This is a genomic window from Serratia sp. GW822-FHT06D09 (genome assembly GCF_058799515.1).
In genome coordinates this window covers 646821-663675 of record NZ_JBXALO010000001.1, presented here as the reverse complement: position 1 = coordinate 663675, position 16855 = coordinate 646821, and the positions used below count along the sequence as shown (strand labels likewise).

Annotated in this window: 15 protein-coding genes; 5 read left to right on the top strand and 10 right to left on the bottom strand. The window is 56.1% G+C overall.

The window, feature by feature from the left end:
* Position 1 precedes the first annotated feature (1 nt).
* The 3 genes from AC1RKG_RS03020 to AC1RKG_RS03010 all read right to left on the bottom strand — a co-directional run bounded on the left by AC1RKG_RS03020 (position 2) and on the right by AC1RKG_RS03010 (position 3106).
* A complete protein-coding gene (locus AC1RKG_RS03020) occupies positions 2–820 on the bottom strand; it encodes a carbohydrate ABC transporter permease (protein ID WP_044551448.1) in 819 nt (272 codons plus the stop codon).
* Positions 821–832: 12 nt separating this feature from the next.
* Positions 833–1771, bottom strand: a complete 939-nt coding sequence (locus AC1RKG_RS03015) for a carbohydrate ABC transporter permease (protein WP_020827041.1) — start codon at positions 1769–1771, stop codon at positions 833–835.
* 81 nt (positions 1772–1852) lie between these two features.
* Positions 1853–3106, bottom strand: coding sequence for an ABC transporter substrate-binding protein (locus tag AC1RKG_RS03010; protein ID WP_493181991.1), 1254 nt, complete (start codon positions 3104–3106; stop codon positions 1853–1855).
* 465 nt (positions 3107–3571) lie between these two features.
* Here AC1RKG_RS03010 and AC1RKG_RS03005 point away from each other — a divergent pair, with 465 nt between their 5' ends.
* The 4 genes from AC1RKG_RS03005 to AC1RKG_RS02990 all read left to right on the top strand — a co-directional run bounded on the left by AC1RKG_RS03005 (position 3572) and on the right by AC1RKG_RS02990 (position 8792).
* Complete coding sequence (locus tag AC1RKG_RS03005) at positions 3572–5233, top strand: DUF4091 domain-containing protein (protein ID WP_493181990.1); 1662 nt, start codon at positions 3572–3574, stop codon at positions 5231–5233.
* Between the two features lie 168 nt (positions 5234–5401).
* On the top strand, positions 5402–7123 hold the full coding sequence (gene olsF / locus AC1RKG_RS03000; RefSeq protein ID WP_020827038.1) for an ornithine lipid synthase OlsF: 1722 nt from the start codon (positions 5402–5404) through the stop codon (positions 7121–7123).
* A gap of 99 nt (positions 7124–7222) precedes the next feature.
* Entirely contained in the window at positions 7223–8005 is a 783-nt protein-coding gene (locus AC1RKG_RS02995) for an N-formylglutamate amidohydrolase (protein WP_493181988.1), read from the top strand.
* 73 nt (positions 8006–8078) lie between these two features.
* Positions 8079–8792 carry a flagellar brake protein gene (locus AC1RKG_RS02990; protein WP_020827036.1) on the top strand — a complete coding sequence of 238 codons (714 nt, stop codon included), beginning with the start codon at positions 8079–8081 and terminating at the stop codon, positions 8790–8792.
* Positions 8793–8833: 41 nt separating this feature from the next.
* On the opposite strand, the gene pdxY is transcribed toward AC1RKG_RS02990, so the two are convergent.
* The 3 genes from pdxY to AC1RKG_RS02975 are packed head-to-tail and all read right to left on the bottom strand — an operon-like array spanning position 8834 to position 10644.
* A complete protein-coding gene (gene pdxY, locus AC1RKG_RS02985) occupies positions 8834–9673 on the bottom strand; it encodes a pyridoxal kinase (RefSeq protein WP_046373447.1) in 840 nt (279 codons plus the stop codon).
* Positions 9674–9676: 3 nt separating this feature from the next.
* Positions 9677–10390 carry a glutamine amidotransferase gene (locus AC1RKG_RS02980; RefSeq protein ID WP_046373448.1) on the bottom strand — a complete coding sequence of 238 codons (714 nt, stop codon included), beginning with the start codon at positions 10388–10390 and terminating at the stop codon, positions 9677–9679.
* Positions 10387–10644: a hypothetical protein gene (locus AC1RKG_RS02975; RefSeq protein WP_048758766.1), complete on the bottom strand. Its 258-nt coding sequence runs from the start codon at positions 10642–10644 to the stop codon at positions 10387–10389. The genes AC1RKG_RS02980 and AC1RKG_RS02975 overlap by 4 nt, the downstream gene beginning before the upstream one ends.
* A 68-nt stretch (positions 10645–10712) precedes the next feature.
* On the opposite strand from AC1RKG_RS02975, the gene AC1RKG_RS02970 reads away from it, so the two are divergent.
* The gene (locus tag AC1RKG_RS02970; RefSeq protein ID WP_493181985.1) at positions 10713–12017 is read left to right on the top strand and encodes an aminotransferase class I/II-fold pyridoxal phosphate-dependent enzyme; all 1305 of its coding nucleotides are present in this window, start codon (positions 10713–10715) and stop codon (positions 12015–12017) included.
* A 1-nt stretch (position 12018) separates the two neighbouring features.
* On the opposite strand, the gene AC1RKG_RS02965 is transcribed toward AC1RKG_RS02970, so the two are convergent.
* The 4 genes from AC1RKG_RS02965 to AC1RKG_RS02950 form a co-directional block, all read right to left on the bottom strand.
* The gene (locus AC1RKG_RS02965) at positions 12019–13002 is read right to left on the bottom strand and encodes an LLM class flavin-dependent oxidoreductase (RefSeq protein WP_493181983.1); all 984 of its coding nucleotides are present in this window, start codon (positions 13000–13002) and stop codon (positions 12019–12021) included.
* A 156-nt stretch (positions 13003–13158) separates the two neighbouring features.
* On the bottom strand, positions 13159–13992 hold the full coding sequence (gene pbpG / locus AC1RKG_RS02960; protein ID WP_400826616.1) for a D-alanyl-D-alanine endopeptidase: 834 nt from the start codon (positions 13990–13992) through the stop codon (positions 13159–13161).
* A gap of 163 nt (positions 13993–14155) precedes the next feature.
* Complete coding sequence (ppk2, locus tag AC1RKG_RS02955; RefSeq protein ID WP_493181981.1) at positions 14156–15070, bottom strand: polyphosphate kinase 2; 915 nt, start codon at positions 15068–15070, stop codon at positions 14156–14158.
* A gap of 26 nt (positions 15071–15096) precedes the next feature.
* Positions 15097–16707, bottom strand: coding sequence for an inorganic phosphate transporter (locus AC1RKG_RS02950; RefSeq protein ID WP_020827028.1), 1611 nt, complete (start codon positions 16705–16707; stop codon positions 15097–15099).
* Between the last annotated feature and the right edge of the window lie 148 nt (positions 16708–16855).

Genomic DNA, 16855 nt, shown 5'->3' with positions numbered 1-16855 from the left:
GTTAGCCTTTTACCCCAGCGCTGGCGATGCCCTGGATGAAGTAACGTTGGAAAAGAATGAACAGCATCAGCATGGGGATCACTGCCATCAGCGCCCCGGCCATCAGTAGCGGATACTCCACCCCGGCGCGGCTCGACAGCGATGCCAGCCCGACCGGCAGCGTCAGCTTCTCGGTGGTGGTGTTGACGATCAGCGGCCACATCAGGTTGTTCCAGCTCCACAGGCCGTTGATGATGATGCAGGCGATAATGCCAGGCCGGATCAGCGGCAGCATGATGCGCCAGAAGATGGCGAAGTAGCTGTAACCGTCAATCAGTGCGGCTTCCTCCATCTCCTTCGGTACCGCGAGGAAGAACTGGCGCAGCAGGAAAGTGGCATAAATACTGAAGATGCCAGGCAACACCAGCCCGGTGATGCTGTTCACCAGCCCCAACTTTTGCACCACCAGAAATTGCGGGATCAAAAAGGCTTGCCCGGGCACCATCAGGATGGAAATACACACCAGAAACACCGCATCACGGCCGCGAAAATGCAGGCGCGAGAAACCGTAGGCGGCCATGGTGGCGATCACCATTTGCAGGGTGACGGTGAAAAAAGTGGCCAACAGCGAGTTCAGGTAAAAATCGGCGAAGGGGATTTCGCGCATGATCTTACCGTAGGCCTGCAGGCTGGGGTGGGCCGGCAGCAGCGTCAGCGGGATCTGGATACTCTCGGCCTGAGTTTTCAGCGAGGTGACCAGCATCCAGATAAACGGCACGACCGAAGCCAACGCCGCCAACACCATAAACAGATACACCAGCGTTCTTTTACTTATGCTCATCGTCGCGGCTCCTCAGCTCACTTTCAGGCGTTTGCCAATCATCATTTGAATCAGGGTGATCAGCAGGGTGACGGCGAACAGCACCACGGTGATGGCGGAGGCGTAACCTTTCTCCTGCAGGTAAAAGGCGTATTTGTAGAACAGGTTGGTGACGGTCATCACGTCGCTTTCCACCAGCGCGCGGTCAAACATCAAAAACACCACGTCAAAGATTTGCAGGATCTCGATAAAACTCATTACCGAAACGAAGAACAGCGTCGGGACCATCATCGGCAGGGTAATACAGAAGAAGCGACGCAGGGTGCTGATGCCATCGATGTCGGCGGCCTCATACAGCTGGCGTGGAATGCTCTGCAAACCGGCCAGTAAAATGATGATTTTCAGCGCCAGAGACGACCAGATAATGATGATGGAAACGCTGATGCGCACCACGTCCGGATCGGATAGCCAGGCCACCGGTGAAATACCCAGTTGGCCAATCGCCTGGTTAATCAGGCCGAAGTCCTTGTTGAACAGCCATTGCCACACCATCGCCACCGCGGCGGGCATGGTGACCGCCGGCAGGAACAGCAGGGTGCGCAACAGCGCCTTGCCACGGATATTTTGGTTGAGGCCAATGGCCAGCAGTAGCGACAGGCTCAGGCTGACCGGTACACACACCACCACATAGAACAGGGTGTTGCCGGCGGCGGTGTAGAAATCGTCGTCTTCAAACAGATTGACGTAGTTATCGACGCTGAGGGTGCTCCAGCGCATAAACTGATTGAGGTCGGTAAAGCTGTAAAAGATGTTCTGCAAAAAAGGGATGAAGTAAAATACCGTCAACCCAATCAACAGCGGTAAAATCATCACCCAACCCCAAAAACGCTCGGCGCGCTCCAGGCGGCTGAGCGCAGGACGTGGGATGCTTTTTTGTTGTTTTAGGGCACCGTAGGTATCTGCCAGCGACATGTTGCCATTCCTCACCAGTAACGGCTTTGCGGTGTTCCGTGTCGGCCGCGCCTTCGGGCAGGCGCAGCCGGCACGGGGCGATTACTGCTCCATGATGCGTTCGATCTTCTTGACCGACTTATCCATCTCGGGTTTGGCATCCGCGCCCATAAAGATTTTCTTCAGACTGGCTATCCACATGTTCTGCCATTTTGGCGTGTTGGTCCCGGCGGTCGGGTAGGCCTCGGTCACGTTGAGAGTGTCGATATAAGGCGTAACATCGACCTTCTTGATCTCCGCCGCCCAGGCTTTCGCCGCCACTTTATTGGCCGGGATCACCACTTTCGCCAACTCGGTTTGCGAAGCTTCGGTGCTCATAAACTCGATGTATTTCCAGGCTTCTTGTTTGTGGGCGCTGTTGGCGGACATGGCGAACGCCAGGCTGTGCGCCACGCCGGATTGACGTTCGATTTTCGGCATCATTACCACGCCGATATGGTCGTTAATCAGCGGGTTGTTGGCGAACGGGGCCGCTAACCACGAGCCGGCATACACCATGGCTGCGCGGTTGGACTGGAAGATGTTCTCGGTTTTGACTTCGCTCATTTGCTGGGCGCTGGGCATCAGCCCGTCTTTCATCATTGACTGCAGCTGCTGATATACCCAGATGGACTTGTCGTTGGCGATGTCGGTCGGCTGGCCGTCTTTCGGGACGATGTGGTTGCCGTTCTGGAACAGCAGGTTCATGTAGCTGTCCTGGCCGTCGATGCTAAGGTCCATCACCAACGGGAAGGCACTGCCTTTCAAGCCGGTTTTCAAGGCTGCGGCTTTGGTTTTCAGGTCGTCCCAGTTCCAATCGCTGGTGGGGTAGCTGACACCGGCCTGATCGAACAGCTTTTTGTTGTACCACACCGCAATAGAGTCCACGTCGCGCGGGATGGCCATCTGTTGGCCGGCATACTGATAGGCTTTTACCGAACTGGCGACCACGTCATTTAGTTTGACGCTGCTGCCGCTAATATAAGGTGTTAAAGGTTGCATAATGCCGTTTTTGGCATATTGAACAAAATAAGGCATATTTATCCAGAATATATCTGGCGCTACGCCGCCAGCTGCGGCGGAATCCAATTTAACGAAGTATTGTGCCGACGGCGTTAATTCTATGGCTATTTTAATGTTTGGGTTTTCTTTTTCAAAGCGCTTGGCGATTTCCTGCTCGGCCGGTAATTGATTTCTGTCCCATACGGCATAACGCAAAGTTATTTGATCGGCGGCATATAACATGGTCGGCAATAATAATGCCGTCGCAATGGCAGAATGCGCCAGAAGACGGCCGGTATTTTTTATCGGTGACATTGCTTTCCCCTCGGTGGACGACGAATAAATATTTTCGTAACGTGAATTCTTTCTATCCCTTAACTTTCAATGTGTCAATACACCCCGATCTGCCCAAAAATGGGGCGCGAATGTTTCGGTGTTGTTAAGATCGAAAGGGTTGGGGCGTAAACCGAAAGCGTAAGTTGTTCACAATTCGTTAACCTTCTGCGGCAGTTTTGGCCCTGCCGTTGGGCAATGACTGGCTGCTGGGGTCATAGGAATAAGTGATAACCCTTGCACCATAATGGGGATTAAAAACATTTTTATTGTGCATGTCTGGGTATCTTTCATTTTTGTGATGCAAATAAACAAAAAAATTGTATCGGCAGGCTTTGCCTCGACGTAAACGCCGTTTTTTGAATGACCACTATTGTTTGAATCGATAAAAGGGTTTAGCCTGAAAATCACTCATCGGTATTTCCCCATTAGAGCGAGATTATTGCCATGCGCCTTTCATTGACTTTTACTCACAGTCTGGAAAAGATATTCCACAGCCACAATGCACCACAGATTGATCAAATAAATAAGTTGAGTGGCCTGAGCAATGAAATGATTTCCTGGCAGGGGGTTTATTGCCTTCACCGGGCAGATAACGAAACTCGGCGTGAATTAAGCTACCGTCTTGAGGGATCCTTGGCGGAGTATATCAGCGTGCGGCAGGTGCAATCGGTACCCAGCCACTTTCCCTGTTATGCCCAGACCGATGAGAACTATCTGCGTACCGAGCCGGGGTTATTTCCCGATCCGCTGATGCCGCTGACCGAGCAGCGTTTCTTTGTCGCCAACAATTATTACGGCTGCCTTTGGCTGACCTATACACCGCCGTCGACGCCTGTGCCAGGCGGGGATTGCCCGCTGAACCTGACCTTGTTTGATGTTATCAGCGGCGAAGCCCTGGCCAGCGCCGCCCTGACGCTGCATATTGTCCCGGTCGAACTGCCGCCGCAAACCCTGTTGCACACCGAATGGGTGCATACCGATTGTCTGGCGGATTATTACCGCGTGCCGGTGTTCAGTCCCGAATACTGGCTGGCGGTACGCAACTTTGTTCGCTGTGCGGTTAACAGCGGAGTCAACATGCTGCTGACACCGATCTTCACGCCACCGCTGGATACCGCCGTCGGCGGCGAGCGCACCACGGTACAGTTGATTGGCGTACAGCGTTCCGCGCAGGGTTATCGGTTTGATTTCCAGCGGCTGGCCCAGTGGGTGGATATGGCGCAGGAAGAGGGGATTGAACATTTTGAGATTGCCCCGTTGTTCACCCAGTGGGGGGCGGCGCATGCGCCAAAAATTCTGGCGGAGATCGACGGCGCACTTTGCCCGCTGTTCGGTTGGCACACTGACGCCCACGCGCAGGAGTATCAACAGTTTTTGCAGGCGCTGTTGCCAGCGTTGACCGCCTGGTTCCGCGATCGCCAGTTGCAACAGCAGGTCTGGTTCCATATCTCGGATGAGCCGACGCTGGAGAACATCGCCGTTTATCAGCGTGCCGTTGCCGCCTTGCGCCCGCTGCTGGCCGGGTTCCGCACTTTTGACGCGCTGTCAGACTACGCGTTTTACCGGCAAGGACTGGTGGAAACGCCAGTGGCCGCTACCGACCATATAGACGCTTTCCTTGAGCATCCGGTTCCGGGCCTGTGGGCCTATTACTGCTGCGTGCAAAAGACCGAGGTGGCCAACCGTTTCTTTGCTCAACCTTCGGCGCGTAATCGTATTCTGGGCATCCAGCTTTACCTGTACAACATCAGCGGTTTTCTGCACTGGGGGTTCAACTTCTATAACAGCGGCCATTCGCGAGAAAAACTTAACCCCTACGCGGTGACCGATTGCCGAAATGCGTTTCCTTCCGGCGACGCCTTTGTGGTTTACCCTGGCGAAAACCTGACGCCGGTGGAGTCGCTGCGGTTACGGGTACTGCATCAGGGCTTGCAGGACATGCGTGCGCTGCAGCTGTTGGAAAGCCTGACGGATCGCCACACGGTAGAGGCATTGATTGAACAGGAACTGGGGATGCGTATCACTTTTAAACGTTATCCGCATCAGGCAGCACCGCTGCTGCGGCTGCGTGATGCGGTGAATCAGCGGATCGAAGCGCTGATTTAATTGGCATAAAATGCGGCGAGGGGGCGACAAGCAGAGTGTCGCCACCAAGTTTTCAATAATTTGCTATACCTGATAGGTCGAGGGATTTCATTTTTTTGTCATGTTACTGACATGTTAGGGTCATAGCGCTGGCTTAATTTTGCAGCGACTAAGCCAGGAGATAACGCGATGTTTAGCTTGGACTCTCTGTTGCATGATGCATTTCCACACCGCAATACCCCTGCCTGGCAGCGTAGCCTGCTGAGAACTTTACTCTTCGAAAAAGAATTCAAACAGTTTGCCGCCGATTATCCCCATCTGAAAGGCCTGGATCTGATCGAGCAGGTGGTGGACTACTTCAACCTCAGTTGTGAACTGGTGGATGGCGATCTGGAAAATATCCCGAGCCAGGGACCGGTGGTGCTGGTGGCTAATCACCCGATAGGGTCACTTGACGGACTGGTGCTGCTGCGAGCGGTCGCGGCGGTGCGGCCGGATGTCAAAGTGGTGGCCAGCCAACTGCTGACCTACATCGAACCGCTGCGCAGCCTGTTCGTACCGGTGGACAACGTCGCCTATAAGACCAGCCGCAAGCAAATTGAAGGTATGCAGGCGCAATTGGACAAGCAGGGTGCGCTGATCCTGTTCCCCGCTGGCGAAGTGTCGCGCATGAGCCCGAAAGGCATTCGTGACGGGCATTGGCATACCGGTTTCTTGCGTCTGGCGGCCAAGGCGCGCGCACCGATTGTGCCGATCCACATCAGCGCCCGTAACAGCAATTTATTCTACTTCACCTCCCTGGTTTATCGACCTCTGTCCACGCTATTACTGGTGCGCGAAATGTTCCAGCAGCAGGGCGGGCGCATTAAAATCCGCGTGGGTGGCCGTATTCCCTTTGCCAACTGGCACGACGGCCATACCAGCGCGAAAGATCTGGCGGAGCGTTTCCGCCGACACGTTTATCGCCTGGGACAGGGTAAAGAAGGATTGTTTGCCAGCGAATCTCCGATAGCCTTGCCGGAAGACCGACTGGAACTGAAGAAAGCGCTGGCAAACTGTGAGCGGCTGGGGGTTACCCCGGACGGCAAAATCATCTTCCTGTATCGCCGTCAGGATGAAGCGCGTACGCCTATCCTGCGTGAACTAGGACGCCTGCGCGAAATCGCTTTCCGCGCGGTGGGGGAAGGCTCCGGTCGCCGCCGCGATCTGGACAGCTACGACGACGACTATTACCACCTGGTGCTGTGGGACGCGGACGAGTTGGAGATTGTCGGCGCTTACCGCTTTATCCCAACCGCCGAGCAGTTGGAACGCAAGGGCCTGGAAGGCATTTACAGCAACAGCCTGTTCCATTATGACCGCGATATGGCACCTATTCTGGCGCAGGGGATTGAGCTGGGCCGCAGTTTCATTCAGCCGGCCTACTGGGGCAAACGCGGGCTGGACTACCTGTGGCTGGGCATTGGCGCCTACCTGGCGAAGTACCCGCAGTACCGCTATCTTTTTGGCCCGGTGTCCATTTCGGGTGGGATGCCGGTAACGGCGCGCGATCTGCTGATCGCCTTCTACCGGCTGTATTTCTCGCCGGACAGCGCGCTGGCGCAGTCGCGGCAGCCGTATCCCGCCTCGTTACCTCAGGTGCTGGCGCAGTTTGCCGGCGATAACTATCAGGAAGATCTGGTGCGGCTAAAAAGCCTGTTGAGCAATATCGGCTGTTCGATCCCCACGTTGTATAAACAATATACCGAGCTGTGTGAGCCGGGAGGGGTGCAGTTCATCGATTTTGGCACCGATCCGGCCTTCAATAACTGTATTGATGGGCTGGTGCTGGTCGATCTCACTCGGCTTAAACCTGCGCGTTTCCAACGTTACATCGCAGTGCATCAGCCGCAGGAGGCGTGCATAGAGTGATTGGCGTGGCGCTCATGCGTTTTTGATCTAATCCGAAGCTTGGCACCGGCGGGGGAAAATAGCCTAAGATAAGGCTTTGTTCCTCCGCCGGAGTTTTTCATGCCACAGCCGTTCGCCCCGTTTTTGTTGTCCGCCGAAGATCCCGCCGCCGTCGCGATTGAAACGCCAAAAGGCCTCGCGCCCTTCTTATTGCTTTGCGATCACGCCGGGCAGGCAATACCGCAGCAATTGGGCGATCTTGGGCTGCCGCCCGGCGAAATAGACCGTCATATTGGCTGGGACATCGGCGCACTGAACGTTTCACGTCACCTTAGTCGCCAGCTGGACGCGCCGCTGATTCATCAGCGCTATTCGCGTTTGGTTATTGACTGTAATCGGACACCCGGCATCCCCAGTTCCATACCAGAACTGTCCGAGTTGACGCCGATCCCCGGCAACGTGGGCATTGTGGCCGAACAGGCGCTGGCGCGCGAGCATGAAATTTTTCTGCCTTACCATCAGGCGATAACCGACAGCCTGGATGCGCGCCAGCGTAGCGGCTTGCCGACGGCGATCGTTGCCATGCACAGCTTTACGCCGGTGTTTAAAGGCAACGCGCGCCCGTGGCAGGTCGGACTGTTGTTCAACCGTCAGCCGGAGTTCGCGTTGTTGCTGGCTGAGCTGCTGCGTGAAGAAGGGGATTTGCAGGTGGGCATCAACGAGCCCTATGCCATGACCGACACGACGGACTACACCCTGCCGGTGCATGCTGAGCGCCGGCAATTGCCCTATGTCGGTATCGAGATCCGCCAGGATCTGCTTGCCGATCAACAAGGTCAACAGGCCTGGGCAGAACGCTTCGCCAGACTGTTACCGCAAGCCTGGCATCGCTGGCAAATTTGACTTTAGGAATATTCCCAGTGATGATAACTGTAAGGAAAGTGTCAACGTCATTGGGAAGTGCCAGGAGCGTCAAGTGGAGCAGAATGATAACGGATTGTTTATCAAGCAGGAGCGCTTTGAAGTACTGGCGATTCTGCGTGAGATTTGTAAACAACGCACGCCGCTACGGGTCGTAAATGAGAAGCAGCAGTTTCAGAGTTTGTTATTGAGCGTCGGGCCGGACAACATCGTGTTTAGCGGCGATGAGGTGGATGCGACGGTTGATGGCGAATACACCATCGTGATTGAAAGCCATGATGCGAAGATCGAGTTCTCCGTAGGTCGGGCCGAATTCATCGAGCAGCAGGGCGTCAATGTCTGTTCAACCCAATTGCCGAAGCAGCTGGTTTACATCCAGCGCCGCCGTCAGTTCCGTGTGACTACCCCTCACTGGCGCCAGTTTTTGTGCAGTGGTGAATACGCCGATGGCAGTGAATATCAGCTGAGGATCCACGATCTGTCCGCCGGTGGTGTAGGGCTGCGCGTTGACGGTCCGTTACCGCCAAACCTACAGCCCGGCTTCCAGTTCAAAAAAGCGTTGTTGGATCTTGGCAGCTACGGCAGTTTCAAGGTCAATATGGAGCTGGTGGTGATCAACGACGATCATGAGCTGGATGACGACGACAACATGGTGCATTTTTCACGCCTGTCGTGCCGCTTTATGAAACTGGGTTTGGCCATGGAAAGAAAAATTCAGAGTGCGGTGTTTGCGTTTGAATTGGACTTCAACAAAAAGAAAAAACGCTAACCAAGACGCGAGGGGCAGCTGGCTGCCCCGTCACTCCCGGCCTATTTCAAGGCGCGCAGACTGCCAATTTCCTCCAGGCCGAAATGCTCCGCTTCCGCCAGAACATCACAAACTTCCCCCCCGGCGGTCACGATCGCCTCATCGAGACTTTTGCCGTGCAGCAGATGGCTGACCAGCAACGCGGCGAACATATCCCCGGTGCCTTTGACCTTTGATTGAATTCTGGGGTGGGTATAGCTTTGCACTTCGTCGTGCTTGACCAGCAGTAACCCCAGTTGATCGTCGTTTTCCGCCACGCCCGGTGCGCTGGTCACCAACACCCACTCGGTGGTGTCATTGAGCAACGCCTGTGCGGCCTGCCGCGTCTGTTCCTGAGTGGTCAGAGGGTGACCGCAAAGCTGCTCCAGTTCGAAGCCGTTAGGGGTCAGGCCATTGGCCAATTGCAGGAAGGGGGAGCGGTAGCAATCGACAATGCGCTTATCGACATAAACCCCTTCGCCGTAATCGCCCATCACCGGATCGATATAAATCTTTATCTGCGGATTGATCGCGCGCACGCGCTGTAACCAGGTATCCAGAATATGGCATTGGTCGACATTGCCCAGATAACCGACGATCACCGCCCGGGTGCGATTCATCACGCCGCGGGCCAGCAAATCCGCCAGAAAACCGCCGAACCATTCGGCGGAGATCACGCCGCCGCTGGGCGCACCGTAATAAGGGGGACAACCGAACAGCACGCTGGGAACCTGCAGCACTTCCAGCCCCTTTTTCAACAGCGTGCGGTAGGCTATCCCGTTGCCGACGCTGCCATACACCACCTGAGATTGAATACTGATGACATCAATCTGCGGCGGCTGTAATTGAGAAATTTGTTGCATCTATCACTTCCTTGGTTCGATTTTATCCAACCAGCGCGTAAATACCTGGCGGGCGCGTTGCTCCAATTCTGTGCCGTAACGCGCGGCCTGTTGGCGCAAAAGCTGCGGCACGATGCCGGCCAGCTCCAGTTCACAGGCATGTCCCACCAGCCACCGTTCCAGATCGCGGTGATCGGCTTCCAGATGGAACTGTAGCCCAAGGGCGAAATCCTGATACTCAAATGCCTGATTAGGGCAGATATCGGTGCCCGCCAGGCGGGTCGCGCCTTCGGGGATCATAAACATATCGCCGTGCCAGTGAAGCACCGGCGTGGATGCCAGTGGCGCCAGCACCGAGTCTTCGTTATCCGTCAAGGTTAAGGGAGCGTAACCGATCTCTTTCACGCCAAGCGAAACGACCTCGGCGCCCAGTGCCTGGGCAATCACCTGCGCGCCGAGACAGACACCGATCGTAGGCCGTTTTTGCTGGAGACGCTGGGTAACCAGTGCTAACTCATCGTTGAGAAACGCATAGTGTTGCTGACCGGCAAAGTGCTGAGCGGCGCTGATTGGCCCGCCCAGCACCACCAGCAGGTCGGTATCCTCGTTAACGATGGTGCGGATGTCGTCACGGCCCGCGTCGAAATAATCAATCTGATAGCCACGCAATGACAGCAGTGAGCCCAGAATGCCGAGGTTTTCAAAATTCACATGTCGGATCGCGACAACTTTTTTCATTGTTGTGGTACCTCTTGGCTATGAGGGTAAGGTTCCAGTTCCAGCGTATCGCCCAGGATGGTGATGCCGCCAATGCCGCTTTGATAAATTATCCGGCGCTCTTTGACCTGGCTGATACTCAACTGGTAGCCCTGATCGGCAGGGAACAGCGCCTGAGCCTGCTGAAGCTGATCGGCAGCCCATGGCGTGAACATCTGCAAGCGACCGAAGGCTTTCCCGCCCTGTTTAATATCCAGTACGTAATGTTTTTCCATCTTTACCCCTTAACTTTTCCGTTCGAAACAGGTAATCTGTTTTGAACTAATACAAAAAGGTTTTATGTATGAGCTCATTGTATGCAAAAGGCGGCAGCGCTGTCCAGATTGCTGAACAGATCAGCACGCAGATAAAGCAGGGTGATCTGCAGCCGGGTGACCTGCTGCCGCCGGTGCGTCAATTGGCCGGCGAGTTGGGGGTCAACCCCAATACCGTCGCCAGCGCCTATGCCAAGCTGCGTGATGCCGGTTTGGTGGCTACCCGCGGGCGTGCCGGTACTCAGGTACTTGAGCAACCTTTAATGACGGTGCGCAATGTTCGGCAAGTGCCTGAGGGAATGGGGGATTTGGCGAGTGGTAATCTGGATGCCACGCTGCTGCCGGCCCTGTCGCTGGGCGCCGAAGACGTTTTCCCACAGCAGACCGGTTATGACGTCAGCGGGGATTTACCGGCGTTATGTCGGCTTGCCGGAGACTGGCTGAGCCAGCAGGGCGCAGAGTTGGGGGAACCGGCGGTGTTTTCCGGCGCGCTGGACGCTATCGAAAAGGCGTTGCGTATCCATGCGGCGCCGGGAGCCTCGGTGTGGGTGGAAGATCCCTGCTGGCCACCGCTACTGACGCTGTTGCGGCATCTGCGGCTGAAGCCTTTGCCGTTACCGGTTGATGAACAAGGGTGCCGCTTACCGGAAAAAGAGGCCGCACCTCTGGGAGCCGCGGTGATCCTGACGCCTCGGGCACAGAACCCGACCGGCATGTCATTAAGCGCGGGCCGGGCCGCGAGTTGGCGGGAATTCCTGTCGCAAAACCCGGGCTGTCTGGCGATCGTCGATGACTTCTGGGGACCGCTGTCGCAGCGGCCGCTGCATTTGCCCTTTACCGCAGACAATGGCCTGTATGTGTTATCGCTGAGCAAGTTCCTCAGCCCGGATCTGCGTATTGCGCTGGCCTGCGGCAAGCCGCAGCTGCTGCAGACCATGCGGGCGGATCAATACATTCGTGAACGGTGGGTCAGCCATATCCTGCAGCAGATTGCCGTTAAACTGTGGACGCAGGCCCAGCAAGAGGGGCTGTTTGCACGGGCGCAGCAAACTTATCAGCAGCGGCGTGACGATTTGTCCGAGCGGCTGCGCGCATTGACCGGCGTGCCGGTGTCGCCGGGAGAGGGAGTGCATATCTGGTTGCCGGTGCGTTCAGAAGCCGCCGCCAGCCAAATGATGGCGCAGCGTGGCTGGCTGGTGCAGAGCGGCGAGCCCTTCCGTCTGAAAAGCGGCCCGGCGATCCGCATCAGCCTGGCTAACCTTGAGCCGGCGCAGCTGGAAACGCTGGCTCAGGATCTGGCCGTCGCCATCGGTGCCGGCACCGTGGTTAACTGAATCAAACAGCATCACCCGCTAGCGCCAGCAATTGCAGAGAGACGAGGCGGGCGGCAGGCTGGTTGATCGGGGTATCAATCACAAACTCCTCTACGCCGTACTGTTGGTGTAACTGATCCAGCTGTTGACGCACCTGCCGGGCGGTCCCCAGCAGTATGTGGCTTTCGCGCGGTTCGATACGGTAATCGGTAGCGCCAGCCTGTTGCACAAAGCTTTCCGCCTGCTCCAGACTGCCGACGGTCACGCTTTGCCCGCCGGTCACGTGGACACGATACTGCTGGATCCCGGCTGCCAGATCCTTGGCCTGGCTTTCGCTGTCGGCGACGATCGCTGCCACCGCCAACAGGGCTTTTCGGCCACCGCTTTGCTCACTGTAATGAGCAAGCGCCCGCCGGATATCCTCCGGGTTGCCATTGAGATGAGCGGCAAACACGAAGGCCCAGCCGTGTTCGGCGGCCAGTTGTGCGCTTTCGTTGCTGGCGCCCAGCAGAAAGCGTTGCGCCGGCTGAACCGGCTGTGGCGTTGCGCTCAGGCCGGGCTGTGCATCATCGTTCAGATAGGCATTTAGCTGCGCGAGCTGTTTAGGGAAGTCAGGCTTATTCTGCTGATCGTGCGCGGCCTGCAGCGCCTGAGTCGAGAGCGGTAGCCCGCCAGGCGCTTTTCCCACGCCCAAATCAACCCGGCCCGGTGCCAGCGTGGCCAGCAGATTGAAGTTTTCCGCCACCTTATAAGCGCTGTAATGCTGCAGCATGACGCCGCCGGAGCCGATACGGATCCGTGAGGTTTGTCCGAGCAAGTAAGCAATCAGCACTTCAGGGGAAGGGCAAGCCAGCTGCGGGGTATTGTGATGCTCCGCCAGCCAAAAACGGCGGTATCCCCAAACTTCCGCCTGCTGTACCAGATGCAGCGTGCGTTTGAGCGCCTCGGCGGCGCTTTCTCCTTCGGCAATCGGACTTTTTTCCAACACGCTCAGGGCATAAGCCATTTTCCTGTTCCTTTATCATCGATGATTGATGACAAATACCATGCAGAACACCAGCGGCGTAATATTGATTAGAGATAGGATATTCCATTGATAAAAAACGGATTTAGATATGCGCGGAGTGGTAAAGGGGCGCGTGGTTGACGCGCCCGATTCACATCAGGACTCCAGCCAGGCCTTCAGGCGAATAGCGTCGCTGTAGTGGCCGTAGCGCTGCTTTGAGCCGAGGAGGATGATCACCACCGGCTGCCCCTTGATCAGGGTTCGCATCACCAGACAGTGGCCGGCTTCGTTGGTGAAACCGGTCTTTTGCAGCTGAATTTTCCAGGCCGGATTGTTGATCAGCCCATTGGAACTGCGATAAACCAGCTGGCCCCGACCAGGACGGACGATTTGCTGCTTGTCGGTGCTGAAACGGCGAATGGTCTGATAACGGTAGGCATGATTCACCATTTTCAGCAGATCCCTGGCGCTGGCAACGTTGCGCGGCGTCAGGCCGGTCGGATCGTAAAAACGGGCGTGTTTCATGCCGAGGCTGCGTGCTTTCTGATTCATTTTCGCCACAAAGGCTTTTCGTCCCCCGGGATAGCCGCGGCTCAACGCGGCCGCCGCACGATTTTCCGATGACATCAGGGCGATGTGCAGCATATCGCGCCGGCTGAGAATGGAGCCCAGGGTCAGGCGCGAATGGGTCTTCTTGAGCAGATCGCGGTCGGCAGGAGTGACTTTTATCGGGTTGCCCAGCGGGCGTTTGCTGTCTAATACCACCATGGCGGTCATCAATTTGCTCAGCGAAGCTATCGGCAACACGCGGTTGGCTTGTTTCTGATACAGCGTTTTACCGGTACGCTGATTGACCACCAATACCGAAGCAGAGTGAAGCGCCAGCGGCGCAGCAGCCTGCGCAGAGGGCTGAACCAACAGCAGCGTGAGAATCAAAATGACGCCGAAACCTGAGGTGGAAAAGCGAAAAAGGGAATTCAATAAATGCATGGCAACCGTGACTACGTTCCTGACTGATGAAAAAATATCAGCAAGAGTCTGCACAGCAAATGTGGAGAAAATAAGGTGACCCTTCCGGATCTGAAAACTCAGCGGTAACGTTCTGGCGTGAGGGGAAGGCAGGGAGGCGGTTATGCGCCTCCCTGGCAGGGCATCAATACACTTCTGGCACGACCATATTATCCGGCACCGGGCTGCGACTGTAGTCCGGGCTGCGTTTGCGTGGCGGCAAGGTGATCACGTTGCCTTCGGCTTCTTCGTAGGGCACTTGCTTAAGCAGATGGCTGATACAGTTCAGCCGGGCCTTTTTCTTGTCGACACCCTGAACCCCCCACCATGGCGCCTCAGGAATGTTAGTGCGCGCTAACATGACTTCTTTGGCCTCGGTGTAATCCTCCCAGCGGCGGCGGCTCTCCAAATCCATTGGGCTGAGCTTCCACTGCTTGAGCGGATCGTGAATGCGACTGAGGAAACGCAGTTCCTGCTCATCGTCGGTGATCGAGAACCAATACTTGACGATTTGAATGCCGCTGCGCGTCAGCATCTTTTCGAATTCCGGCACGCTGCGGAAAAACTCTTCGTATTCTTCGTCGTTGCAAAAGCCCATCACTTTTTCCACTCCGGCACGGTTGTACCAGCTGCGATCGAACAACACCATTTCGCCGGCGGCCGGCAGGTGCGCGATATAGCGCTGGAAGTACCACTGGGTACGTTCGCGATCGTTGGGGGCGGGCAGCGCGGCCACACGGCAGGTACGCGGGTTCAAACGTTGGGTGATGCGTTTGATCACACCGCCCTTGCCGGCGGCATCGCGGCCTTCAAAGATGATCACCAGACGGTGGCCGGTACGCATCACCCAGTCCTGCAGTTTGACCAATTCACCCTGCAGTCGCAGCAATTCGCGAAAATACTGTTTGCGCCAGGCTTTTTTCTGGTCGCTGTCCACCTCTGTGTCGTCAAAGCGCCGGTCGTCCAGTTCCATTTCCAGCTCTTCGTCATAGCTGTCGTAGAATTCCTGCAGCAGGCGCTGGTTGAAGGTGTCGTCGTGATTAAATTCATGCATAGCCATAGTTGATTCTCCGTGTTAGCCCGGTTTTAAAAATGGGTGAAGATCCAGTAGAGCCCGGCGGAAAGCAGCACCGAGGCTGGCAGCGTCAACACCCAGGCCATCAGCAGATTGCGTAGGGTGGACATTTGCAGGCCGGAGCGGTTGGCCGCCATGGTCCCGGCAATGCCGGATGAAAGAACGTGGGTGGTGGAAACCGGCAGGCCGAAGGCGTCCGCCGCCCCGATAGTGGTCATCGCCACCAGCTCGGCACTGGCGCCCTGCGCATAGGTGAGGTGGCTTTTCCCGATTTTCTCGCCGACGGTGACCACGATGCGCCGCCAGCCGACCATGGTGCCCAGCCCAAGCGCTATCGCTACCACCACCTTGACCCAGAACGGAATAAAGCGGGTGGCGCTGTCCAGTTCGCCTTTCAGTGCGTCCAGATTGCGTTGCGAGTCAGCGGGGATCTGAAGTTGTTTTTCCGTCTTCAGGTGCTTAATGACCTCCGACGTCAGGTACATATCATTTCGGGTGTTGGATACCGCCTGCGCAGGGATTTTGTCGACCGAACCGTACTGGCGAATTTGATCGCCGATGGCGCCGGTCAGTTGGGCCAGGGCAGGCACCACCTCCGGCGTCAACTCGCTGGTGCGAACATAGCCGGTGAGGACTTCACGCGCAGGAACCTGACTGACCGCTGGGAACTGTTGCAGCAGTTGGTTTTTTGTCACTTCCGCCAATGCTGCTACGCGGGGGATTTGCTCCGGCGGCATCGAACGGTTCAGCGCATAGGCAATCGGCATGGTACCGACCAGGATCAGCATGATCAGGCCCATGCCTTTTTGCCCGTCATTGGAGCCGTGAGCAAAGGAAACGCCGGTACAGGTGAGGATCAGCAGGCTGCGGATCCACAACGGCGGCGGCGAGTCATTTTTGGGGGCGGTATACAACTGACGGTTTTTAACAAAGACCTTCAGCGCCAGCAGCAGCAAGGCGGCAAATACGAAGCCGATCACCGGTGAAAGCAGCAGGGCATACCCCACTTTAATGGCTTGCCCCCAGTCGACGCCGCTGGTGCCGGTGCGGCCGTGGATCAGGGCATTAGCCACCCCTACGCCGATGATCGAGCCTATCAAGGTATGCGATGATGACGCAGGCAGCCCCAGCCACCAGGTGCCGAGGTTCCAGATAATCGCCGAGAACAGCAGGGCGTAGACCATGGCGAACCCGTTGCCGGTACCGGCCTGCAAGATCAGTTCAACCGGCAGCAGCGAAATGATGCCGAAGGCCACCACGCCGCTGGAGAGCAAAACGCCGAGAAAATTAAAGAACCCCGACCAAACCACGGCCACCATCGGCGACAAGGAATGGGTATAAATCACGGTGGCTACCGCATTGGCGGTATCGTGGAAACCATTAACGAATTCAAAGCCGAGCGCGATCAATAACGCCATTCCCAATAAAAGAAACGGAACGTAACTGGTATAAACCGCGCCGGCATCGCTGACGTCGTTAAATAGATTTACGCCAGCAAAAGCTATCCCCAGCACTAATAATAAAATAAAAAAAAGAACAGTGAGTCGACTGTTCTTTTGGTAGATTTTTGGCAGGCTTGACGCAGATGGCGCACCCGCTTGAACGGCGCTGTTATCGCTCATAAAGGACCTTCCCGATAGGCTTCATTAGATTACTGACGGTGCTGTACGGTGTTGCCATCAAAGTATTGGGAAATAATGTGACTTTTTTATGACGCTAATATTAATCATCGGGAACAGTGAAAATAATTAACGTTGGCATTTAAAGGTT